Consider the following 22073-nt stretch of genomic DNA (forward strand, 5'->3'; position numbering starts at 1 on the left):
AGAGCGGGCCGGCTCCCCCGGAAGGCCGCAGGGTTTCGGAACGGGGAGCGGCAATAGCGGCTTGCAAACCACTGTGAAGTTTGATTTTGAAAAAAGAGGAGATGTTCGAATTATGAAAAAGAAATGGGTTATTTTGGGAACTGCAATGATGGCGGCGGTGGCGATCACCGCCTGTGGAAGTAAGGATACAACCGCAACAACGGTGGCGGTGGAGACGACCGCGGAGGCGGCTTCCGACACGGCTGCGCCTAAAAGCCAGGCCGGAACAACCGAGGCCGGGAGCGGCACCACCGCGGCGGAAGGCGAGTCCGGGTCCGTTGCCGGTGAGGAGAGCAAAGCTGCCGGTGACACCGCGGATGAAACCGTCAACACCGGCGACGAGGCCGACGACGTCTCCGAACAGGCGGAGGATCTGACTGCAGAGGAGATCAAGACCTTTGCCGGAAAGGTGCAGAAGGCTGTTGCGGACAAGGACATCAAAGCGTTAGCGGATCTCTGCGCGTACCCGGTGTACGTTTCCCTCAGCGAGGGAGAGGGCTCCGAGATTGACAACAAGGAGGCGTTTATCGCCCTGGATACGGCCAAGCTGTTTACCGAGAGCATGTTAAAGGAGATCGCGGAAACCGACCCTGCTACGCTGGAGCAGTTCGGTGCAGGCGTGATCATGGGAAATGAGAACAATATTATTTTTAATAACGTGGACGGCCAGCCGTCCATCACCGGGATCAATCTGAAATAGGAGGCAGACGTTGCAACGCGGCGGGCCCTGACGGGGCCGGAATTGTGGGCGCTGCAGACGCCTTTGGCAATGCGGCGGTCCGGTCTCGCCCAGGGGCCGTGAAGCGTGGCGGTTCCGGAGAAGCATTTTTAACAAAAAAGTCCCTGGCAGAGGGAAGACGCCGTGCGGCGTCCGTCTCTCTGCGGCGGGGGCTTTTTTGCGCGTGGCGCAGAGCGCCGTGCGGCGGAAGTTTACGGCCGCCGCCTCAGTCTTGTGCGATATCCTTCAGCGCCCGCAGAAATTCCAGGTCGGACTGGCGGACGCGGATGTTGGAGGAGAGGGATTTCCCGGCGCTGGTCTTGATGTTGATCTCGATCAGCGTGCCCTCGTCCATCACGTCCTCCCGGGCGGATGCTTTGATAAATTGGATCAGCTTCGGATGGTTTGACCGGAACTGGTCCCAGGCCGGTTTTAATTGTAATAGATTCATTGGATTCATTTGTTTGTCACCTCGGGGATAGTTTAGCATAGGAGCCGGGATTTGGCCAGAAAGAAAATTAGTGAGAGGTTTCCTTTTTAATGGAGGCATTACAGGTAAGCCTGGGAATGATTCCAAAGCCCGATGCGCCGCCCAGGCCGGAGCAGGACGGAAGCGGCAAAAAACACGGGCGGCAGAGGATAAGTCTGCCGCCCGTGCGGTTGCTTCTGTTCTACGGCTGCGTCTGATCCGCGCCGGAAGCATTCTGCCCTGCTTCGCTGCCCAGGATAATGTCGGGCGCGCCGGTCAGGTTCACGTTCCGGGTGACCTTGGCGTCGTATGTATCGGCTTTCATGATCTCGGCCAGATCCACTCCGGTGGTTTCCTTCATGGACTCAAAGAGCTTTGCCATGACCACAGGTACGTTTCCCGCTATGGTGCTCACGCCGTTGTCCGTGTCGCCGTTTCCGCCGATGATGGTGATCTTGTCGATGGCGGCCAGAGGCTCCGCGATCTTTCCGGCGATATCAGGCAGCACGTTGATCATCATCTCGGCCATAGCCGCTTTGTTGTACTTCTGGTAAGCCTCGGCCTTCTTCTCCATACCTTCGGCCTCCGCCAGAGCCTTGGCGCGGATCGCCGAGGCTTCGGCCTCGCCTTTGGCGCGGATACCCTCGGCCTCCTGAAGCATGGAGTATTTCTGGGCTTCTGCCAGGGCCTTCTTGGCCAGGGCTTCCTGCTCCTGCTCGTACTTTTTAGCCTCGGCCTCGCGCTGCCGTTTGGTCAGACCGGCTGCTGCGGCCTGCTCGATGGCGTAGCGGTCGGCGTCGGCTTTCTTGTTGATCTCGGCTTCCAGGGCCTGCTGCTGAACTGCAACTTCCTGCTTGCGCAGTTCGGCTTCGCGCTCGGCGCGGGCGATCTGGGCATTGACCGTGGCGGTCTGGATGGTCCGCTCCTGCTCCTGTTTCTGGATCTCATAGGCGGCGTCCGCCTCGGCCTTCTTGGTGTCGGATGCCTTCATCAGCTCCGCTTTCTTGATGGCCAGCTCGTTGTTCTTCTGGGCGATCTCCGTCTCGGCGATTACCCGGGCGTCGTTGGCCGCGTTGTCGGCTGCGGCCTGGGCGATGGCGATATCGCGCTCCGCCTCGGCCTTGGCGATGGAAGCGTCCTTGCGGATCTTGGAGGTATTGTCCATACCTAAATCTTGGATCAACCCGTGCTCATCCGTCACGTTCTGGATGTTGCAGGAGAGGATGTCGATGCCCAGTTTTTCCATGTCTTTGGAGGCTTTTGTCATTACCTGGTCGGAGAACGAGTCGCGGTCCGTGTTGATGGCCCGCAGCGTCAGGGTGCCGATGATCTCACGCATGTTGCCTTGAAGGGAGTCCTGAAGGTCGGAGGCGATTCTGGCAGGCTCTTTGTTCAGGAAGTTCCGCATGGCCAGCTTCATCCGCTCCTCGTCGTCCGCAACTCTCACTTTGGCCACAGCGTCCACCATGACGTTGATAAAGTCGTTGGTGGGGATGTACTCGTCGGTCTTGATGTCCACCGTGATCTGCCCCAGATACAGTTTATCCAGCTGCTCGAAGAAGGGGATCTTGATCCCGGCGCGTCCGATGAGCACACGCGGAGTTTTGCGCAGGCCCGAGATGATAAACGCGTGATCCGGCGGAGCCTTTACATAACCCTGTGTGATGATGACAAGCACCACAATGACCGCTAATACAATAGGAAGCGCGGTGATGATAAGATTGAAGTCAAACATAGGAACTCCTTTCCATTGTTAAATAATTGTTAATGTTGTTGGACTTATTGTACCATATGTTGGAAAAAAGAGAAATAGAATTTCAAAATTCGACAGAATTATTCGAAGAAAGTTAAGAATTATCAGATATAAGGTGGGATAATGGGGAAAGGTTGGACGATAAGATGGAATTACATGGGGACATGAGCTTGAGAAAATAGGGAAACGAGTTAGGGGCAGGCCGTGGAGAAATGGAACGGCTCAAGCATGTACAGGAGAGAGGCGGGAGTGGAGGAAAGCAGCGCCTGCCTGCGTGCTGCCGCCGGTCCACGGTCACTGGGGCGTGGCCGTGGGGTATACGGCGGTATCCAGGCGGAGCGCATAGTTTTTACCGCTGACCTCGCTTAAAATCAGCTGGTAACTGCCTTTGGGAAGGGTGAGCTTTGCCAGGTTGTGGTCAGTCCAGAGAAAGTCGCCCCAGGAGCTGTCCGCGGTGGCGTGGTGGATGATCTCGGTGTCCGGGTAGTTGTCGCCTTTGAGGGTGACGTCAAAGACACCGGCTTTAAAGCGCCCGGAACTGTTGTTGCGCAGGTCGGCGGCCACGAATACGGTGATGTCCGTCTCTTTTTCCAACTGAAATTCCAGAAGAGCAGCCGGCTGGGAAACCTTGGTGAACAGGTTGGAGGCGGAGCTGTGCAGCTCTGCATCCGGAGAGCCGGAAATCGAGCCTGAGATTGAAGGGGCGTCCGACGGGACGGTCTCGGCCTCCGACTGGGACTGGCCATAACCGAGGATTTCAGGCGAATTTAAGCCCGTGTAGACCAGTTCGAAGTCCAGGACGGAGTCGGAACCGTCGAAGCGGATCCGGTTTAATCCGGCCTGCAGCGGGATTTTGGTGTCCAGAGACGTAGTCCGGCTGTCTGCGATCAAATACATGGTGCCGTCGGGGTACTGGCAGATCAGGGAGGGATCGCCAGAGCTGTTGGACAGTTTGCCGGTGAGGGTGATGGCGGCGGGGGAAGCCGCGTTCACGTAGAGGGAAACGGCATTTTCGTCGTCTTTTATGTGAACGGTTCCGGTCTGTTTGTATTGAGACTTCGAACCTTCGGCGGTGAAGGTGGAGAAGTAGCTGGAGGATGAGGAGCAGGCGTTTAGAAACAGGGCCAGCAGGGGAACGAGGAACAATGCTTTTTTCATAGTGAAACCTCCTTGGATCACGGTTATATTGAGCCGTCAAAGGACATGCCGGACGGAAAATACTCTCTGTTAACAAAATATGGCAAAAATTTTACGGGAATGTGAACGGGAGGCAAAGATATTCTAAAGAAGAAACGGGGGTTTTCTAAAGAGAGGCCAGAAAAATTGCAGGAAAAGTGGGGCGTTACCTGTGAACAGTAACAGAGGGGCTTCCATCAAGCGCCGTGGAGGGGATTGGCCTTGTAATGAACGGGGGCTGCATGGTATGATGGGAGGGTGAATGGCAGACGGACAGGAGTGATTGCATATGAAGTTGATTCATCTTTCGGACCTGCATATCGGAAAACGGGTGAACGAGTTTTCCATGCTGGAGGACCAGGAGTATATATTAAAGGAAATAATCGGGATGATCAGTCGGGAGGAGCCGGACGGAGTGATCATCGCAGGGGACGTCTACGACAAGCCGGTGCCCCCGGCGGAGGCGGTGCGGCTGTTCGACTGGTTTCTGACGCAGATGGCGGATATGGAACGGCCGGTGTTTGTGATCAGCGGCAACCACGACAGCCCGGAGCGCCTGTCCTTTGGGGGAAGGCTGATGAGCAGCAGGAAGGTGTTTGTGGCGCCGGTGTACGACGGGAAGGTGAGCCCGGTGGAGCTGAGGGACCGGCACGGCAGCGTGTTTGTGTATCTCCTGCCGTTTCTCAAACCCGCGTCGGTGCGTCGGTGTTTCCCTGAGGCGGAGATCGAGAGCTACGACGGCGCGGTGCGGTTTGCGCTGGAGCAGATCCGGTCGGGGGAGGCGTTTTGCCCGAATGCGCGCAATGTGCTGGTGGCGCACCAGTTCGTGGCCGGGGCAACCTCGTGCGAGTCGGAGGAATTGTCCGTGGGCGGCCTGGATCAGGTGGCGGCGGATGCCTTCGACGGATTCGACTACGTGGCCCTTGGGCATATCCATGGGCCTCAGAAGGCGGGGCCGAACCTGCGCTACTGCGGCACGCCGCTGAAGTATTCGTTTTCCGAGGCGGGACATAAAAAGTCAATGACCATTGTCCGGCTGGAGGAGAAGGGAAATGTGGAGGTGGAAACGCTGCCGCTTACTCCGCTGCGGGACCTTCGGGAGATTCGAGGGAGCTATGAAGAGCTGACAAGCAGGGCATTTTACCAGGAAACCGCGGTGGAGGATTATCTGCATATCACACTGACGGACGAGGAGGATATACTGGAGGCAATCGGGCGGCTGCGGGCCATTTATCCCAACGTGATGCGGCTGGATTACGACAATAAACGGACCAGGTCCGGGCAGACGGTGGAGACCGCCGCGCAGCGCCGGAAATCCCCGGGGGAACTATTTGCGGAGCTGTATGAGCTGCAGAACAATCAGCCGATGAGCCGGGAGCAGCAGGAGCTGGCCGGAAAAATGATAGAGGAATTGTGGGAGGAAACGCGATGAGGCCGACCAAACTGACCATATCCGCCTTCGGGCCGTATGCGGGGGAAATGACCCTGGAGCTGGAACGGCTGGGGGACAGAGGGATTTATCTGATTACGGGGGACACGGGAGCGGGAAAAACCACGATTTTTGACGCCGTCACCTTTGCGCTCTACGGAAATGCCAGCGGCGAGAACCGCAAGCCCAGGATGCTGCGCAGCAAGTACGCGTTGGCGGAGGCCAGGACCTTTGTGGAGATGGAGTTTGTGTACAATGGGAAAACATACCGGCTCCGGCGCAACCCGGAGTACCTGCGGGCCAAGCAGAGAGGGGAAGGGGAGACGAAGGAGCGGCCTGACGCCCTTCTGGAACTGCCGGACGGAAATGTGATCACCGGCGACCGTACGGTGACCGCCAGGGTGGAGGAGCTGGTGGGGCTGAACCGGGAGCAGTTTTCGCAGATCGCCATGCTGGCCCAGGGCAGCTTTTCACGGCTGCTGTCGGGGAGGACTGAGGACCGGGGCGCCATTTTCCGCGAAATTTTCCGGACAAGGCCCTACCAGAAGTTTCAGGAGCGGCTGAAGGACAAGGCCAAGGGGCTTTACGGGGCCTACGCGGACAGCGTGAAGAGCATCGGGCAGTACGCCGGGGGCGTGATGGCGGAGGACGGGGAGCGCTGGCGGGCGGCGGTGGAGAGCAAGGATTTGGAAGCGATGCTGGACCTGCTGGAGGAGATGATCCGGGAGGACGAGTCGGGCGCCGCCGGATTGGACCAGGACTTAAAGGCGGTTCGGGAGCGCAGCGGCCTTTTGGGCCAGCGCCTGGGGGAGGCCAGGAGCGCGGCCAAGGCCCAGGAGGACGCGCAGCGCGCGGAACAGGAGCTGCGGGAAAACCGTCCGCTGTTCGAGGAGGCCAAGGCCGTTTTTGAGCGGGAGAAAGGCCGGGCCGGGGAGCGGGAACAGCTGATCGGGGAAATCTCCCGGGCTCAGGAGAATTTGAAGGCTTACGACGAGCACGACCGCCTGGCCGCGGACAGCCGCGCCTGCCAGGCTGAGGCCAAGGGCATGGAAGCGGTGGAGGCGGCGGCGGGAAATGAGGCGGAAACGCTGGGGCTTAAGCTTCAGGAACTACAGGAGGAGCTGGACCGGCTGCAGACGGTGGGCGAGGAGCTTGTGGCGGCCCGGAGCGCGGCGGAACGGCTGGGGCAGAACCGGCAGCGAATCGCAGCCCACGCCCGGGAACTGTCGGAATACCGAGCGGAGGAGCGGAAGCTGGCCGCGGCACAGCGGGAATACCAGGCCGCCGACCAGGCGCGCCGCGCCAGGGAAGGGGAGTATCAGGAGCTTTACCAGGTGTTTCTGGACAGCCAGGCCGGAATTCTGGCCGCCGGGCTGAAACCGGGACAACCCTGCCCGGTATGCGGCTCTTTGGAACACCCCGCACCGGCGGGGAGAGCGGCTGCGGGAGACGGGACAGAGGGACGGCCGGGGGCGCCCGGCGCCGGAGCGGCGATACACGAGGCGCTTTCCCGCCCATCTCACACTCCGGTCACCAAGGAGCAGGTGGATGCCGCCTCCCGGCGGGCGAAGGAAGCCTCGGATGCCGCGGCAAAGCTGAGTCTGCGGGCCGGTGGGGTGAAGGGAAGTCTGGACCAGCGGTTTGAGCGGATGAAGGAGCAGGTGGAGGGTGAGATCGGCGGCTGGAAGGAGTCCTGGCAGGAACGGATCCGGGGAGCGCAGGCGAAGGGACGGGAAGCGTTTCTGGCGGAGTGGAAGCTGGTGTTGGAGCAGCTGGACGGAGTTCTGGGCCGCCAGGAGGAGGCCGGGGAGCAGACGATCCGCGGGCTGGAGGAGCAGGCGAAACGGCGCGGGCAGTTGGAGGCGCAGAAGAAGAAAGCGGCACAGGCCTTGGAGAACTGCCGGGAGCGCAGGCAGGAGGCCGGAAAGGCCAGGCTCCGGGCGGAGACAAGGCGCACTGAGCTGGAACGCCAGATCGCAGAGCTTAAAAAGCGGCTTCCCCACGGGGACCGGGCGGCCGCGGAGGCGGAACTGACAGAGCGGAGGGGGAGGCTCCTGGCGATGGAACAGGCGCTGAATGCGGCTGAGAAACGTCTGAACGAGTACAGCGGCCGGGTGTCGGCAGCCGAAGCCAGGGCACAGGCGCTGAACCGCCAGTTGGAGGCGTTTTACCGGCAGCAGGAGGAGCGGTGTGTGATATGCGCAACGCCCCAGGGAAGTCTGTCCCCTATGCCGGATTCCTCACCGGAGGCCCACCTCTCCCCCTCGGACTGGGTCCGGCAGCTGGAGGCAGAGCTGGCCGGGGCGGGGGAGATTCTGGAGCGGCTGGAAGCCAGACGGAATCGGCTCCACCACCGCCTGGAGACCAACCGGTTGGCTAGGGACAACATGGTGCGGCAGCAGGCGGCCATGGAGGCGGCCAGACAGCAGTGGACCTGGGTAAAGGCCATGGCGGACACCGCCGCCGGGGAGGTCAACGGCAAGGACAAGATCACCTTTGAGACCTATGTGCAGATGGCTTATTTCGAGCGCATCATCGCCAGGGCCAACGCCCGTTTTATGGTGATGAGCGGCGGGCAGTATGAGTTGAAGCGGTGCATGGAGGAGGACGGCCGGGGTAAGAACGGCCTGGGACTCAGCGTGATCGACCACTACAACGGCTCAGAGCGCAGCGCCAGAACCCTGTCGGGCGGAGAATCCTTCCAGGCTTCCCTCTCTCTGGCGCTGGGGCTCTCCGACGAGATTCAGTCCCAGGCGGGTGGAATCCGCCTGGACACCATGTTTGTGGACGAAGGTTTTGGCTCCCTGGACGGCGAGTCCCTCAATCTGGCGGTCAAGGCCTTGGCCGGTCTGGCCGAGGGAAACCGCCTGGTAGGCATCATTTCCCACGTACCGGAACTGAAGGAGCGCATCGAAAAGCAGATTGTGGTGACCAAGGAAAAATCCGGTGGCAGCCGGGCAGAAATTGTTATATGATAGAAACAGACAGACGCGCCGTCGTAGCAATCGCGACACAATGGAATTGGCAGTACACACACACGATTGGAGGAACACAACATGGTAGATCAGTTGACGCTAGACAAATTTTTATCCACCCTCTCCTCAAAAGAGCCGGTGCCGGGCGGCGGAGGCGCTTCGGCGTTGGCCGGAGCCCTAGGAAATGCCCTAGGCCAGATGGTGGCGAACCTGACCATCGGCAAGAAACGCTACGCGGACGTGGAGGACGAGATCAAGGGCCTGCTGGCGCGTATGGAGGACCTTCAGAAGGAATTTGTGATCCTGGCGGACCGGGACGAGGAGGTGTTCGCGCCTCTGGCGGCGGCCTACGGGCTCCCCACCGGCACGGAGGAGGAGAAGGCGCATAAGGCGGCGGTGATGGAACAGCGGCTGCTGGACGCCAGCTACGTTCCGCTGGAAGTGATGGAGAAAGCGGTGGAGATGCTGGGCATCCTGGACGTCCTGGCGGTCAAAGGCAGCCGCATGGCGGTCAGCGATGTGGGTGTGGGCGTGCAGTTTGTCCGCACGGCGCTCCTGGGCGCGGTGATGAACGTCTATATCAACACCAAGTCCATGAAGGACCGGGAGAAAGCCGGGGAGCTGAACCGTGAGGCGGAGGAACTGGTGCGCACGGGAACCGAGGCGGCGGACCGCATTTACGGGGTGGTTCTGGCCGGACTGAGGGGATAACGGTAACGACGTTGTGTAAAGAAGGAGGAATGGACACCGATGCAGGTATTAAAGGGAGCAGAGGTTTCTGCAAAGATTAAAGAAGAGGTACAGGGGCTGCTGGCCTCCGTGGAGGGACCCGCGCCAAAGCTCGCCATCGTGCGGGTGGGAGAACGGCCGGACGACATGTCCTACGAGCGCGGCGCCATCAAAAAAATGGAAAATTTTGGGTTACGAGTCCAATCCTATGTATTTCCCGGGGACATCGGCGATGCAGAATTCAAGGAGCATTTCGCGGCCATTAACCGGGATCCGGACGTGGCTGGGATTTTACTGCTGAGACCGTTGCCCGGACAAATCTGTGAGAGCGATATCGAGAAAATGATCGATCCGGCCAAGGACCTGGACGGGATATCCCTGGCCAACATCGCCAAGGTCTTTGCCGGGGACGAAAGCGGTTTCGCGCCCTGCACCGCCGAGGCGGTGATGGAGGTGCTGCGGGCCTTTGACATTTTCCCCAAGGGAAAGCGGGTGACCATCGTGGGCCGCAGCATGGTGGTGGGACGGCCTCTGTCCATGCTGATGCTGAAGGCCAACGCCACGGTAACCATCTGCCACACCAAAACCGCCGATCTGGAAGGGACCTGCCGCAATGCCGAGATACTGGTGGCTGCCGCCGGCCGGGCGAAAATGCTGGACAAGCGTTTCGTGGGCCAGGATGCGGTGGTGATCGACGTGGGCATCAATGTGGATGAAAACGGAAAATTGTGCGGGGATGTGGATTACGGCTCCCTGGACGGGACGGCCTCGGCCGCAACGCCGGTGCCCGGCGGCGTGGGCGCGGTGACCACGGCGGTGCTGGCAAAACATCTGGTGCGTGCGGCTTTGGCGGGGAAATAGGAGCACCGCCAATTTTGCATAATCCTGCATAATTTTGCTGCATAAAGCCTGCATTTTCCTAGTTTCTGGAAAAAATATGCAAAAAAGGTATTAATGCATAAATAATTCTTAAAAAAAGTAGTATTTTCCCCGATTTTCCTCTTGATAAACGCTGAAAATGCATTATAATAAAAAGGCAATCATTTATAGTTATGCATTTTTGTGCATAAAGAAAAGAGGAGAGATCATTATGAAAAAGAAAGTATTAGCTATGACGATGGCTGCTCTGATGGCGGCCTCCATAACCGCCTGCGGCGGAGCGAAAACTGAGACCAGCGCTGCCGATACCACTGCTGCCGAGAGCAAGGCTGAGGATACCACCGCTGCTGAGAGCAAGTCTGAGGAGACTACTGCCGAGGCTGCCAGTGAGGAAGAGACCAAGGCTGCCGGCGGCAAGCTGATCATGGTGACCAACGCGGAGTTCCCGCCTTACGAGTACCACGAGGGCGGCGAGATCGTGGGCATCGACGCTGATATCGCCCGTGCAATCGCCGACGAGCTGGGCATGGAGCTGGAGATCGAGGACATCGCCTTTGATTCCATTATCCCGGAGCTGACAAGCGGCAAGGCTGATTTCGCCATGGCCGGCATGACCGTGGACGAGAAGCGCAAACAGTCCGTTGACTTCTCCGAGACCTACGCCAAGGCTTCCCAGAGAATCATTGTGAAAGAGGACAGCGACATCGCAACCCCCGACGACCTTAAGGGCAAGGTGGTAGGCGTACAGCAGGGAACCACCGGCGACCTCTATGTATCCGACCTGGAAAGCGACGGAACCACGGTTGAGCGTTACAACAAGGGTTTTGAGGCCGTTCAGGCTCTGAGCCAGGGCAAGATCGACGCCGTTGTGATCGACGGAGAGCCTGCAAAGGTATTTGTGGAGCAGACCGAGGGCTTAAAGATTCTGGACGAAGCGTTCACCGACGAGGAGTACGCCGCTGCCGTGAAGAAGGGCAACACCGAGCTGCTTGACAAGATCAACGGCGCGTTAAAGAACTTAAAGGAGTCCGGCAAGCTGGATGAGATCGTGGCGAAGTACATTTCCGCTGAGTAATAAGCGGCCGGCCGCCAGAGCTGTTTAACGGAATCCAATACTGCCGCATCGTGCAGGAAGGGCTGCAGAATATACCGCTTCCTGAAATTATGCGGCAGTTTTTTGTGTAATGAGAACGTGTACCTGTGATATAAAAAGCTCTCCGGCAGCGGCAGGAAAAAACGGGACCGCGGCGGCAGCCCGGGGCCGGCGGCTGTACCCCCGCCTTAGGGGGTGGAAAATCATAGCAGAGGATGGATAACATGTGGGAATATTTTTATAGTAGATTTTACCTGAACTTTATTGAGGACGACGGCTGGAAATACATCACGGTGGGCCTGAAAAACACCTTGATCATCACCTTCTTCGCCTGTCTGATGGGAATCGTTCTGGGCTTTCTGGTGGGCATGGTCCGCTCTACCTACGAGAAAACCCATAAACTGAAAATTCTCAACGCGATCTGCAAGGTCTATCTGACGGTGATCCGCGGAACGCCCGTGGTGGTGCAGCTGATGATCATCTATTTCGTGGTGTTCGGCAGCGTCAGAATCAGCAAGGTCCTGGTGGCGGTCCTGGCCTTCGGAATCAACTCCGGGGCCTATGTGGCCGAGATCTTCCGCAGCGGCATCATGTCCATTGACAGCGGGCAGCTGGAGGCGGGGCGCAGCCTGGGCTTCAGCTACTGGCAGACCATGTGGTACATCATTATGCCACAGGCGTTTAAGAACGTGCTGCCCGCGCTGTGCAACGAGTTCATTTCCCTGCTGAAGGAGACCTCCGTTGCCGGTTACATCGCGCTTCAGGATCTGACCAAGGGCGGCGATATCATCCGCAGCCGGACGTACAGCGCCTTTATGCCGCTGTTTGCGGTGGCGCTGATCTATCTGACCATTGTGATGATCTTTACGAAATTGATACAGATATTGGAGAGGAGGCTGAGGCAGAGTGAGCGCTAATTACAACGGGGAAGCCCTGATTCGTGTGGAAAATCTTGGAAAAAGCTTCGGCGCCATCCACGTGCTGAGCGGAATCAACGTGGATATTCATGCGGGCGACGTGGTATTTGTGGTGGGACCTTCGGGTTCCGGCAAGAGCACCTTTCTGCGCTGCCTGAACCTGCTGGAGGAGCCAACGGAGGGGCACGTGTTTTTTGAGGGGGTGGATATCACCGACAAACACACGGACATCGACAAGCACCGCCAGAAAATGGGAATGGTGTTCCAGCAGTTCAACCTGTTCCCCCATATGGATATTATGAAGAATCTGACCATCGCGCCCATGAAGCTGCAGGGCAAGAGCCAGCAGGAGGCCGAGGCCGAGGCTATGCGCCTTTTGGAGCGGGTAGGTCTGGCGGACCGGGCCCACGCCTATCCCAGCCAGCTCTCCGGCGGCCAGAAGCAGCGGATCGCCATCGTGCGCGCGCTGTGCATGAAGCCGGATGTGATGCTCTTTGACGAGCCGACCTCCGCTTTGGACCCCGAGATGGTGGGCGAGGTGCTGGAAGTGATGCGGGACCTGGCCAAGGAGAAAATGACCATGGTGGTGGTGACCCACGAGATGGGTTTTGCTAGGGAGGTGGCCACCCGGGTGATGTTCATGGACGGCGGAAACTTCGTGGAGGAAGCGCCGCCCCAGGAGTTTTTCACCAACCCGAAGAACGAGCGCCTTCAGTCCTTCCTGAGCAAGGTGCTGTGACAAATCGAATCGCAAGGTGCGCTGAAAAAATGCCGCCGCAGGGAAATGTCTCTGCGGCGGCATTTTTTTGTCCCTGCCCCTGAGGGCGGTCAGGACTCCGTATTGAATTTTTCCAGCAGCTCGGACAGATTGGTCAGGCAGTGGTCCAGCTTGGCCAGTTCCTCCTCGGTGTAGCAGGAGAGGGCCTTCAGTGTGCTGTCCAGCATGCTCTGCTTTAAATCGGTGAGCATCCGGGCGCCCTGGTCCGTGATGTGGATGTAGACCTGGCGGCGGTTCCGGGAATCGTGGGTTCTCTGCACCAGTTCCTTCTCCTCCAGATCGTTGACCAGCTTGGTGAGCTGCTGCTTGGTGATATCCAGCTGGTCGGCCAACTCCGACATGGTCAGCTTATGGCCGTCTAACTCGTTGAGCGTCATCAGGGTGTTGAAGGCCAGGGTATTGGCTTTGACCACGTTCTGCTGCTGGTACTGGCTCTTGGCCAGCGTGAAAAACCGAATGGTGAACTTTAAAAAATGGGTGCTGACCGTCTGCGCGCCCGGTTTTTGTTCTTTCGTGACAGTCACCTCCTGTGCCTGCGGTTGAGGCTTATCTGTATACTGTTGTATCACAGTGATTTGAAAATGTCAATGTTTATTAAAAGTAAATAAAAATTTACAATTAAATATTGACAAAGTTTGGAGATGGTATTATTGTACAGATATGCGCGGGGGAAATGGCGAAAGCCGGACCTGTGTATAGGGAAACTGTAAAAGAAGCAAGATAAATACATAAGAAAAGGAGACAATGAGTATGGGAGTTAAAGGCGACAACGGCATAAAGAATCCGAAAAAGCCGTTTATCTATTACTATCTGTTGGTACTGCTGATTGTGATGGTTCTGAACGCTTTGGTATTTCCCTCTGTGATGGAGCGGTCCGTCCAGGAGGTGCCTTACAGCGAGTTCATCACCCAGCTGGACCAGGGAAAAATCAAGGACGTTTATCTGACGGACACCCAGATTCAGTATACGGTGAAGGATCAGCAGTGGGGCGGCTACAAGACCGGCCGGTTCCCGGATGACCAGCTGATCGAGCGGCTGCAGAAAGCCGGAGTGACGGATTACCGCAAGGAGATCCCCACCCAGGCGTCCCCGCTGCTGAGCTTCCTGATGACCTGGGTGGCGCCGATCCTGATGTTTGTGATCATCGGACAGATCATGGCCCGTTCCCTCAGCAAGCGTATGGGCGGGAACAACGCCATGACCTTCGGCAAGTCCAACGCCAAGATTTATGCGGAAAATGAAACCGGCATCACCTTTGCGGACGTGGCCGGCGAGGAGGAAGCCAAGGAGGCGCTCAAGGAGATCGTGGATTTCCTGCACAATCCCCAGAAGTACGCGGATATCGGCGCCAACCTGCCCAAGGGCGCGCTGTTAGTGGGCCCTCCCGGAACCGGTAAAACCCTGTTGGCCCGGGCGGTGGCAGGAGAGGCCCATGTGCCGTTCTTCTCCATTTCCGGTTCGGAGTTTGTGGAAATGTTCGTGGGCATGGGCGCGGCCAAGGTCCGGGACCTGTTTAAGCAGGCCACGGAAAAGGCCCCCTGTATCGTGTTTATCGACGAGATCGACACCATTGGCAAGAAGCGGGACGGCGGCGGTATTTCCGGCAACGACGAGCGGGAGCAGACCCTGAACCAGCTGCTCACCGAGATGGACGGCTTTGACGGCAAGAAGGGCGTGGTGATTCTGGCGGCCACCAACCGGCCGGAATCCCTGGACGCCGCGCTGCTGCGCCCGGGACGTTTCGACCGGAGAATCCCCGTGGAGCTGCCGGATTTAAAGGGCCGGGAAGCCATTCTGAAGGTGCACGGCAAAGAGGTGAAAATGTCCGAGGACGTGGATTACAACGCCATCGCCCGGGCTACCTCGGGAGCCAGCGGTGCGGAGCTGGCCAACATTATCAACGAGGCGGCCCTGCGGGCGGTCCGCATGGGGCGCACGGCGGTGAACCAGAGCGATCTGGAGGAGAGCGTGGAGACGGTGATCGCCGGTTACCAGCGCAAGGATATGGTGGTCTCCGAGAAGGAGCGCCGGATCGTAGCCTACCACGAGATCGGCCACGCCCTAGTGGCGGCGAGCCAGAGCCACTGCGCGCCGGTGCACAAGATCACCATTATCCCCAGAACCTCCGGAGCGCTGGGTTACACCATGCAGGTGGAGCAAGGGGAGCGTTTCCTGATGAGCAAGGAGGAGGCTCTGGACAAGATCGCCACCTTTACCGGCGGCCGGGCGGCGGAGCAGTTGATCTTCCACTCCATCACCACCGGCGCGTCCAACGACATCGAGCAGGCCACCAAGCTGGCCCGGGCCATGATCACCCGGTACGGCATGAGCGACCGGTTCGGCATGGTGGCGATGGAGACCGTGAGCAACCAGTACCTGGGCGGGGACACTGCCCTAGCCTGCTCCCCGGAGACGGCCAGGATCATCGACGACGAGGTGGTGAAGCTGGTGCACGGGCAGTACGAAAAGGCCCTCTCCATTCTGAGCGGGCACGTGGAGAAACTCCACGAGCTGGCGGATTACCTGCTGGAGCGGGAGACCATCACCGGCGAGGAATTTATGGATATTTTAGAGCGGTAGACGGTCTGGCGGAAACGGCTCAGAGAGGCGATTTAATAGTTTGTTCGATTGCAATCTGAGGGGGGATATGGTATGCTGAAAATGATGAGCGGATATCAACGGCGCTTCCATGTCTGAGCAGGTCTGTTTCGCAAAGTTTCTTATACAGATTTTCTTATGATTGTGTGATGATTTAAAGCAGAGTGATTGAATTAGCAGGATGCGCGGCCTGAGGACGGGCGGATTGCCGGAAGCCGCTTTCATACAAACATGAGAGAATACGAGAGAAACGGAGGAATGAAGTATGGAACGGATACTGGAGCAGCTTTACAAAGGGGATCTCTGTCCGGCGGACAACTGTCAGGTTGAGAATCCCGATTACCGTCGCCTGTGCAGCGCCAACTTAGAGGAGACGGACCGCTTTGCCAACTCGCTGGCCGAGGAGCGCAGGGAGGCCTTTGACGTTTTGATGGACCATTACCTGGAGGTGAGCTTCATGGAGAAAACCCAGGCCTTTACGGACGGGTTCCGGCTGGGCGCGCAGGTGATGTGCGAGGTGTTTCGGGCGGCGGCTGAGCAGTAACAGCGTAGAATAATCGAATAAACGTGGAATGAAGGCGTTCTCAAGAAGTTTGAGGACGCCTTTTATCGTGGACGGTTTAGGGAGCGTTTTCGGATTGTATTTGCGCCACTTCCCAACTGCAAAAAGATGTGATAAACTGACACCATACATTTTACCGCAGGAGGTACCACAGATGAGGTTATTGTTTAAACAGCGATTTTTTTCCTGGTTCGACAGTTATGATATCTATGATGAGGAAGGGCGCACCGTGTTTACAGTGCAGGGCAAGCTGGCCTGGGGGCACTGTCTGGAGATACACGACGGGTCGGGCAGGCACATCGGCACGGTGAAGGAGGAGGTGCTCACCTTTCTCCCGCGTTTCCGGCTGTATCTGGGCGGAAGCTATGCAGGCGAGATCCGCAAGGAGTTCACGCTGTTCAGGCCGTCTTTCCGCCTGGATCTGAACGGCTGGCGGATACAGGGAAACTTCCTGGAATGGGACTATGAGATCGAGGACGGGGCCGGGCGCAGGGTCGCCTCCCTGTCCAAGCAGCTGTTCAACTGGACGGATACCTATGTAATCGACGTGGAGCAGGAACAGGACGCGGTTTACGCCCTGATGGTGGCGCTGGCAATCGACGCGGCGAAATGTTCACAATCCAATTAAGGACAGAAAGGCGGAACGGATGGATCTCAGGGAATGTATTTATCATCATTTGAAGGAGCTGGTGGCGATTCCCAGCATTTCCAATACAAAGGAGGAGAGCCTGGCGGCGGACTATCTGGCGAAAAGCCTGGCGGAGCAGGACTATTTCCGGGCCAACCCGGGGCTCTGCGGACAGTTTCCCATCGAGGGGGACCAGCTGGGGCGCACGGTGGCCTACGGTCTGGTGCGGGGAAATGGACGGCGCACCGTGATTCTCACCGGACATTACGATGTGGTGGACACGGAGGAATACGGGGAGTTCCGGAAATACGCCTACGATGTGGAGGCCTGGAAAAATGCCTCAGGCCCGGAGCTGGAGGGCCTTTTGGAGATGCTTACCCCGGAAGCGAGAGCGGATTTTTGTTCCAGCGAATGGCTGTTTGGCCGTGGCGTGAACGATATGAAGGGAGGTCTGGCCGTGGGCCTGGCGGTGACCGGGTGGTTTGGCGGCCGGGTGCTGGAGGGCCGCGGCCTGGAGGGAAATATTCTGTTTCTGTCCGTGCCGGACGAGGAAGCGTACTCCGCGGGCATGCGTGGCGCAGTGCCGCTGTTTGTGGACCTGGCGCGGCGGTATGATCTGGATTACGCCTGCCTGCTGGATCTGGAGCCCTGCTTCGACGAGGGCGGCGGGCAGCAGGTGTTTATCGGGTCTGTTGGGAAAATGCTGCCCGCCGTGCTGGTCCAGGGGGCAAAGGCCCACGTGGTGGAGGCGTTTAAGGGGCTGAACGCCGTGGGCGTGCTGGCCCGGCTGTTTTTGGAGACGGAGCTGGCCCCGGAGTTCGCTGAAGTCTGCGAGGGCGAGCTGTGCCCGCCGCCCACCTGGTTCAACCTGCGGGACCGCAAAGAGGGCTACGATGTGTCCGTGCCGCTTCGTGCGGGCGGTTATATGAGCGTGCTGGGATTTCAAAAGACGGCGGAGACGCTGATGGAACGGCTTGTGGAACTGGGACGGAAGGCGTTTTCGGAGTATCTGGCGCGCATGGAAGGACAGCGGCGGACGCTTGAGGAGATGCAAGGAGGAGGGGAGGACGGAGCGGAGGCTGCCGAGGATTGCGGCAGCGGCATGGATGGCCGTGGGGGACATTGTGGCAGCGCGGCGTATGGCGTGGAGATTCCCGGCGGCCGCCCCTCCGGTGTCCCCTGTGAAACGGTTCCGCCTTACAGCGTGCTGGAATACCGGGAGCTGGCGGATTACTGCGTGGGGAAATACGGTTCGGAGGCGTTTGCGGACTGGCGGAGGGAACAGCAGCGGGAGGCCGGGGAGATGATCCGCGCGGGCAGATGGAGTTATCCCCAGGCCACGCTGGAGCTGATGGACCGGCTGCTGACCTGGTCGAAAATAACAGCGCCGGTGATGGTGCTGTCCTACGCGCCGCCCTATTATCCGGCGTACCACAGCGATCACCTGCCGGGCCGCGCGGGAGCCGGAAGCGCTCTGTTCGACCTGCTGGCCCGGGCGGCGGCCGGTTATGGAGTGAGGCTGGAGAAGGGGAATTACTTCTGCGGAATTTCTGATTTGAGCTACTGCGGCAGCGGGGAGGGGCCGGGGCTGGAGGGCTACGCGGCCAATTCTCCCATGTGGGGCGGACTCTATTCCATGGATTCTGAGGCCATGAAACAGTTCTGCGCGCCCGCCCTGCTGTTCGGCCCGGTGGGGCGGGACGCCCACCAGATGGGGGAGCGGGTGAAGGCTGCGAGCCTGCTGGAAGAGGTTCCCTCTGTTCTCATAAAGTTCATCGAACAAATGTTTGCAAATGGCGGGGAAATATGATATACTAACCCCAGATATCGACAAACTAAGGCGGCAAAGGCCGGTTTTGCAGGCGCCAGCCGCCTTTTGCAGGTTTTAAAACAGTTACCAATTTTATACAATAAGGAGCATTTTGACGATGGCAAAGCAGTACATTAAGATCCGCGGAGCGAGCGAGCACAACCTCAAGGATATTTCCGTGGATATTCCGAGAAATGAACTGGTGGTGCTGACGGGACTTTCCGGCTCCGGGAAGTCCTCGCTGGCCTTTGACACGATTTACGCGGAGGGGCAGAGGCGCTATATGGAGTCCTTGTCCTCCTACGCCCGCCAGTTCCTGGGACAGATGGAGAAGCCGGATGTGGAGAGCATCGAGGGGCTTTCCCCCGCCATTTCCATTGATCAGAAGTCCACCAACCGCAACCCCCGGTCCACCGTGGGTACGGTGACGGAGATTTACGACTACATGCGCCTTCTCTACGCCAGAATCGGCATCCCCCACTGCCCCAAGTGCGGCAAGGAGATCCGCAAGCAGACCATTGACCAGATGGTGGATCAGATTATGTCCCTGCCGGAGCGCACCCGCATCCAGCTTCTGGCTCCGGTGGTGCGCGGCCGCAAGGGCGAACACGTGAAGGTGCTGGACCACGCCAGAAAGAGCGGTTACGTCCGGGTGCGCATCGACGGGAATCTCTATGAGCTGACGGAAGAGATCAAGCTGGAGAAGAACATCAAGCACAACATTGAAGTGGTGGTGGACCGCCTGGTGGTCCGGGAGGGCATCGAGAAGCGCCTGACGGACTCCATCGAGACGGTGATGGCCCTGACCGGCGGTCTGATGACCGTGGACGTGGTGGACGGCGAGTCCATGAACTTCAGCCAGAGCTTCGCCTGCCCGGACTGCGGCATCAGCGTGGACGAGGTGGAGCCCAGAAGCTTTTCCTTCAACAATCCCTTCGGCGCCTGCCCGGAGTGTTTCGGTCTGGGCTACAAGATGGAATTTGACGAGGATCTGATGATCCCGGACAAGTCCCTGTCCATCGATCAGGGAGCCATTGTAGTTATGGGCTGGCAGTCCTGCACGGACAAGGGCAGCTTTACCAGAGCCATTTTGGAAGCCCTTGCCAAGGCGTACAAGTTCAAACTGAGCACGCCCTTTGAGGACTATCCCAAGGAGATCCGCGACGTGCTGCTCTACGGCACCGGAGGCCGCGAGGTGAAGGTGCATTACAAGAGCCAGCGGGGCGAGGGCGTCTACGACGTGGCCTTCGAGGGCCTGATTGAGAATGTGAACCGCCGCTACAAGGAGACCTTCTCCGAGAGCAGCAAGGCGGAGTACGAGACGTATATGCGGATCACCCCCTGCCCGGCCTGTAAGGGGCAGAGGCTGAAGAAGGAGTCCCTGGCCGTGACCGTGGGCGGCCTGAATATCTACCAGGCCACCAACATGTCCATTGTGAAGTTCCGGGATTTCCTGGAGGAGCTGAAGCTGACTCCCATGCAGGAAACCATCGGCGCCACTATTTTAAAGGAGATCAAGGCCAGGATCAATTTCCTGATCAACGTGGGCCTGGACTATCTTTCGCTGACCCGGGCTACCGGCACCCTGTCCGGAGGCGAGGCCCAGCGTATCCGGCTGGCCACCCAGATTGGTTCCGGTCTGGTGGGCGTGGCCTATATTCTGGACGAGCCCAGCATCGGCCTGCACCAGCGGGACAACGACAAGCTGTTAAAGACCCTGCTGCACCTGCGGGATCTGGGCAACAGCGTGCTGGTGGTGGAACACGACGAGGACACCATGCGGGCTGCGGACTGCATCGTGGATATCGGCCCCGGAGCGGGCGAGCACGGCGGCAAGGTGGTGGCCATCGGCACGGCCGAGGATATCATGAAGTGCGAGGAGTCCATCACCGGCGCTTACCTGAGCGGCCGCATGCAGATTCCGGTGCCTTCCGAGCGGCGTAAACCCAGCGGCTGGATTACGGTGAAGGGCGCTGCGGAGAACAACCTGAAGAACATCGACGTGAACTTCCCGCTGGGCGTGATGACCTGCGTCACCGGCGTTTCCGGCTCCGGCAAGAGTTCCCTGGTCAACGAGATTCTCTACAAGTCCCTGGCCAGGAAGCTGAACCGGGCCAGGACCATTCCCGGCAGGCACAAGTGCATTGAGGGCGTGGAACAGCTGGACAAGATCATCGCTATCGACCAGTCTCCCATCGGGCGCACTCCCAGGTCCAATCCGGCCACCTACACGGGCGTGTTCGACCTGATCCGGGACCTGTTCGCCTCCACCACGGACGCCAAGGCCAAGGGCTACAGCAAGGGCCGTTTCAGCTTCAACGTGAAGGGGGGACGCTGCGAGGCGTGCAGCGGCGACGGTATCATCAAGATCGAGATGCATTTCCTGCCGGACGTGTACGTGCCCTGCGAGGTCTGCGGCGGCAAGCGCTATAACCGGGAGACCCTGGATGTGAAGTACAAGGGCAAGAGCATCTACGACGTGCTGGATATGACCGTGGAGGACGCGCTGAAATTCTTTGAGAATGTGCCGTCCATTACCCGGAAGATTCAGACGCTCTACGATGTGGGACTGGGGTATATCCGCCTGGGTCAGCCCTCCACGGAGCTGTCCGGGGGCGAGGCCCAGCGCATCAAGCTGGCCACGGAGCTGTCCAAGCGCGGCACGGGCAAGACCATCTACGTGCTGGACGAGCCCACCACGGGCCTGCATTTCGCGGATGTGCACAAGCTCATCGAGATTCTGCGCCGCCTGTCCGAGGGCGGCAACACGGTGGTGGTCATCGAACACAATCTGGACGTGATCAAGACCGCGGACTATATCATCGACATCGGACCCGAGGGCGGGGACAAGGGCGGCACGGTGATCGCCCAGGGAACGCCCGAGGAGGTGTCGGAGAATCCGATCTCTTATACGGGAAAATATGTAAAGAAGTATTTGGAATAATTTGGAAAATAAAGCGCGGGCGTGTGGAAAGCCGGGGGCTGCGGTGGTGAGCCGGAGCGCTTAAATGGAGGACTGGACGTGGAGCTGAGAGAGTACTGGCCCGAGGATTGCCGGGAGATGGGGGAGCTGTTTTTGGACACGGTCCGCACGGTGAACCGCCGGGATTATACGGAGGAGGAGACCAAAGCCTGGGCGCCGGGACTTCCGGACCTGGAGCGCTGGAACCGGTCGTTTCTGGACCACTACACGCTGGTGGCCCGGGAGGACGGGCGGATCGCCGGCTTTGGGGATATTGACCGGACGGGGTATCTGGACCGCCTGTACGTGGGCCGGGATTTCCAGGGCCGGGGGATTGCCACCGCGATCTGCGGGCGGCTGGAGGAGCATTTTCCGGTGGAGCGGGTCACCGTCTGCGCGTCGATCACGGCCCGGCCGTTTTTTGAGGGCCGCGGCTACCGGGTGGTGCGGTCGCAGAAGGTGCTGCGCCGGGGTGTGTATCTGACGAATTTTGTGATGGAAAAGCGTTTGGGGGAGAGTGGTTGAGGGGGTCTGGGGACGGGCTGCAGATGGGCCGTG

General features: G+C 59.0%; 19 protein-coding genes. 15 read left to right on the plus strand and 4 right to left on the minus strand.

Annotated elements, in window-relative coordinates; translation table 11 throughout:
• Positions 1-112 precede the first annotated feature (112 nt).
• Positions 113-739, plus strand: coding sequence for a hypothetical protein (locus tag ACK2JC_RS20160; protein WP_320938587.1), 627 nt, complete (start codon positions 113-115; stop codon positions 737-739).
• Between the two features lie 244 nt (positions 740-983).
• On the opposite strand, the gene ACK2JC_RS20165 is transcribed toward ACK2JC_RS20160, so the two are convergent.
• Complete coding sequence (locus ACK2JC_RS20165; protein WP_040412154.1) at positions 984-1217, minus strand: hypothetical protein; 234 nt, start codon at positions 1215-1217, stop codon at positions 984-986.
• 80 nt (positions 1218-1297) lie between these two features.
• Here ACK2JC_RS20165 and ACK2JC_RS20170 point away from each other — a divergent pair, with 80 nt between their 5' ends.
• Positions 1298-1444 (plus strand): hypothetical protein, encoded by a 147-nt coding sequence (locus ACK2JC_RS20170; RefSeq protein ID WP_320938586.1) that lies wholly within the window; start codon positions 1298-1300, stop codon positions 1442-1444.
• Here the strand turns inward: ACK2JC_RS20170 and ACK2JC_RS20175 are convergent.
• Complete coding sequence (locus ACK2JC_RS20175) at positions 1429-2961, minus strand: flotillin family protein (RefSeq protein WP_302325552.1); 1533 nt, start codon at positions 2959-2961, stop codon at positions 1429-1431. The genes ACK2JC_RS20170 and ACK2JC_RS20175 overlap by 16 nt on opposite strands.
• Positions 2962-3273: 312 nt before the next feature.
• The gene (locus ACK2JC_RS20180; RefSeq protein ID WP_320938585.1) at positions 3274-4137 is read right to left on the minus strand and encodes a hypothetical protein; all 864 of its coding nucleotides are present in this window, start codon (positions 4135-4137) and stop codon (positions 3274-3276) included.
• A gap of 307 nt (positions 4138-4444) precedes the next feature.
• Between ACK2JC_RS20180 and ACK2JC_RS20185 the strand changes: the two genes are divergently transcribed.
• The 7 genes from ACK2JC_RS20185 to ACK2JC_RS20215 all read left to right on the plus strand — a co-directional run bounded on the left by ACK2JC_RS20185 (position 4445) and on the right by ACK2JC_RS20215 (position 12916).
• The gene (locus ACK2JC_RS20185; protein WP_320938584.1) at positions 4445-5587 is read left to right on the plus strand and encodes an exonuclease SbcCD subunit D; all 1143 of its coding nucleotides are present in this window, start codon (positions 4445-4447) and stop codon (positions 5585-5587) included.
• Positions 5584-8559, plus strand: coding sequence for an SMC family ATPase (locus ACK2JC_RS20190; protein ID WP_320938583.1), 2976 nt, complete (start codon positions 5584-5586; stop codon positions 8557-8559). The genes ACK2JC_RS20185 and ACK2JC_RS20190 overlap by 4 nt, the downstream gene beginning before the upstream one ends.
• Positions 8560-8640: 81 nt before the next feature.
• Complete coding sequence (locus tag ACK2JC_RS20195) at positions 8641-9270, plus strand: cyclodeaminase/cyclohydrolase family protein (protein WP_092366893.1); 630 nt, start codon at positions 8641-8643, stop codon at positions 9268-9270.
• 39 nt (positions 9271-9309) lie between these two features.
• Complete coding sequence (locus ACK2JC_RS20200) at positions 9310-10149, plus strand: bifunctional 5,10-methylenetetrahydrofolate dehydrogenase/5,10-methenyltetrahydrofolate cyclohydrolase (protein WP_411337697.1); 840 nt, start codon at positions 9310-9312, stop codon at positions 10147-10149.
• A 229-nt stretch (positions 10150-10378) separates the two neighbouring features.
• Positions 10379-11242, plus strand: coding sequence for a basic amino acid ABC transporter substrate-binding protein (locus tag ACK2JC_RS20205; RefSeq protein ID WP_107436128.1), 864 nt, complete (start codon positions 10379-10381; stop codon positions 11240-11242).
• 233 nt (positions 11243-11475) lie between these two features.
• Positions 11476-12177, plus strand: a complete 702-nt coding sequence (locus tag ACK2JC_RS20210) for an amino acid ABC transporter permease (RefSeq protein WP_007715695.1) — start codon at positions 11476-11478, stop codon at positions 12175-12177.
• Positions 12167-12916, plus strand: a complete 750-nt coding sequence (locus ACK2JC_RS20215) for an amino acid ABC transporter ATP-binding protein (protein WP_007715693.1) — start codon at positions 12167-12169, stop codon at positions 12914-12916. The genes ACK2JC_RS20210 and ACK2JC_RS20215 overlap by 11 nt, the downstream gene beginning before the upstream one ends.
• A gap of 89 nt (positions 12917-13005) precedes the next feature.
• Here ACK2JC_RS20215 and ACK2JC_RS20220 read toward each other — a convergent pair whose 3' ends face one another.
• Positions 13006-13479, minus strand: a complete 474-nt coding sequence (locus tag ACK2JC_RS20220) for a MarR family winged helix-turn-helix transcriptional regulator (RefSeq protein ID WP_368271420.1) — start codon at positions 13477-13479, stop codon at positions 13006-13008.
• Positions 13480-13705: 226 nt separating this feature from the next.
• Here ACK2JC_RS20220 and ftsH point away from each other — a divergent pair, with 226 nt between their 5' ends.
• The 6 genes from ftsH to ACK2JC_RS20250 all read left to right on the plus strand — a co-directional run bounded on the left by ftsH (position 13706) and on the right by ACK2JC_RS20250 (position 22040).
• Positions 13706-15535: an ATP-dependent zinc metalloprotease FtsH gene (gene ftsH / locus ACK2JC_RS20225; protein WP_107436132.1), complete on the plus strand. Its 1830-nt coding sequence runs from the start codon at positions 13706-13708 to the stop codon at positions 15533-15535.
• A 283-nt stretch (positions 15536-15818) separates the two neighbouring features.
• The gene (locus tag ACK2JC_RS20230) at positions 15819-16097 is read left to right on the plus strand and encodes a DUF6809 family protein (RefSeq protein ID WP_007715688.1); all 279 of its coding nucleotides are present in this window, start codon (positions 15819-15821) and stop codon (positions 16095-16097) included.
• A 172-nt stretch (positions 16098-16269) separates the two neighbouring features.
• Positions 16270-16743, plus strand: a complete 474-nt coding sequence (locus tag ACK2JC_RS20235; protein ID WP_107436134.1) for an LURP-one-related/scramblase family protein — start codon at positions 16270-16272, stop codon at positions 16741-16743.
• Positions 16744-16762: 19 nt separating this feature from the next.
• Entirely contained in the window at positions 16763-18553 is a 1791-nt protein-coding gene (locus ACK2JC_RS20240; protein WP_107436137.1) for a M20/M25/M40 family metallo-hydrolase, read from the plus strand.
• 118 nt (positions 18554-18671) lie between these two features.
• Positions 18672-21497 carry an excinuclease ABC subunit UvrA gene (gene uvrA / locus ACK2JC_RS20245; protein ID WP_107436139.1) on the plus strand — a complete coding sequence of 942 codons (2826 nt, stop codon included), beginning with the start codon at positions 18672-18674 and terminating at the stop codon, positions 21495-21497.
• 78 nt (positions 21498-21575) lie between these two features.
• Positions 21576-22040 (plus strand): GNAT family N-acetyltransferase, encoded by a 465-nt coding sequence (locus tag ACK2JC_RS20250; RefSeq protein ID WP_320938581.1) that lies wholly within the window; start codon positions 21576-21578, stop codon positions 22038-22040.
• Positions 22041-22073 lie beyond the last annotated feature (33 nt).

This window comes from Enterocloster lavalensis (genome assembly GCF_046603895.1).
GTDB classification, from domain to species: domain Bacteria; phylum Bacillota; class Clostridia; order Lachnospirales; family Lachnospiraceae; genus Enterocloster; species Enterocloster lavalensis.

Coding starts and splice junctions, on each gene's coding strand:
- ACK2JC_RS20160 (WP_320938587.1), top strand. CDS start 113: ATGAAAAAGAAATGGGTTATTTTGGGAACTGCAATGATGGCGGCGGTG.
- ACK2JC_RS20165 (WP_040412154.1), bottom strand. CDS start 1,217: ATGAATCCAATGAATCTATTACAATTAAAACCGGCCTGGGACCAGTTC.
- ACK2JC_RS20170 (WP_320938586.1), top strand. CDS start 1,298: ATGGAGGCATTACAGGTAAGCCTGGGAATGATTCCAAAGCCCGATGCG.
- ACK2JC_RS20175 (WP_302325552.1), bottom strand. CDS start 2,961: ATGTTTGACTTCAATCTTATCATCACCGCGCTTCCTATTGTATTAGCG.
- ACK2JC_RS20180 (WP_320938585.1), bottom strand. CDS start 4,137: ATGAAAAAAGCATTGTTCCTCGTTCCCCTGCTGGCCCTGTTTCTAAAC.
- ACK2JC_RS20185 (WP_320938584.1), top strand. CDS start 4,445: ATGAAGTTGATTCATCTTTCGGACCTGCATATCGGAAAACGGGTGAAC.
- ACK2JC_RS20190 (WP_320938583.1), top strand. CDS start 5,584: ATGAGGCCGACCAAACTGACCATATCCGCCTTCGGGCCGTATGCGGGG.
- ACK2JC_RS20195 (WP_092366893.1), top strand. CDS start 8,641: ATGGTAGATCAGTTGACGCTAGACAAATTTTTATCCACCCTCTCCTCA.
- ACK2JC_RS20200 (WP_411337697.1), top strand. CDS start 9,310: ATGCAGGTATTAAAGGGAGCAGAGGTTTCTGCAAAGATTAAAGAAGAG.
- ACK2JC_RS20205 (WP_107436128.1), top strand. CDS start 10,379: ATGAAAAAGAAAGTATTAGCTATGACGATGGCTGCTCTGATGGCGGCC.
- ACK2JC_RS20210 (WP_007715695.1), top strand. CDS start 11,476: ATGGATAACATGTGGGAATATTTTTATAGTAGATTTTACCTGAACTTT.
- ftsH (WP_107436132.1), top strand. CDS start 13,706: ATGGGAGTTAAAGGCGACAACGGCATAAAGAATCCGAAAAAGCCGTTT.
- ACK2JC_RS20230 (WP_007715688.1), top strand. CDS start 15,819: ATGGAACGGATACTGGAGCAGCTTTACAAAGGGGATCTCTGTCCGGCG.
- ACK2JC_RS20235 (WP_107436134.1), top strand. CDS start 16,270: ATGAGGTTATTGTTTAAACAGCGATTTTTTTCCTGGTTCGACAGTTAT.
- ACK2JC_RS20240 (WP_107436137.1), top strand. CDS start 16,763: ATGGATCTCAGGGAATGTATTTATCATCATTTGAAGGAGCTGGTGGCG.
- uvrA (WP_107436139.1), top strand. CDS start 18,672: ATGGCAAAGCAGTACATTAAGATCCGCGGAGCGAGCGAGCACAACCTC.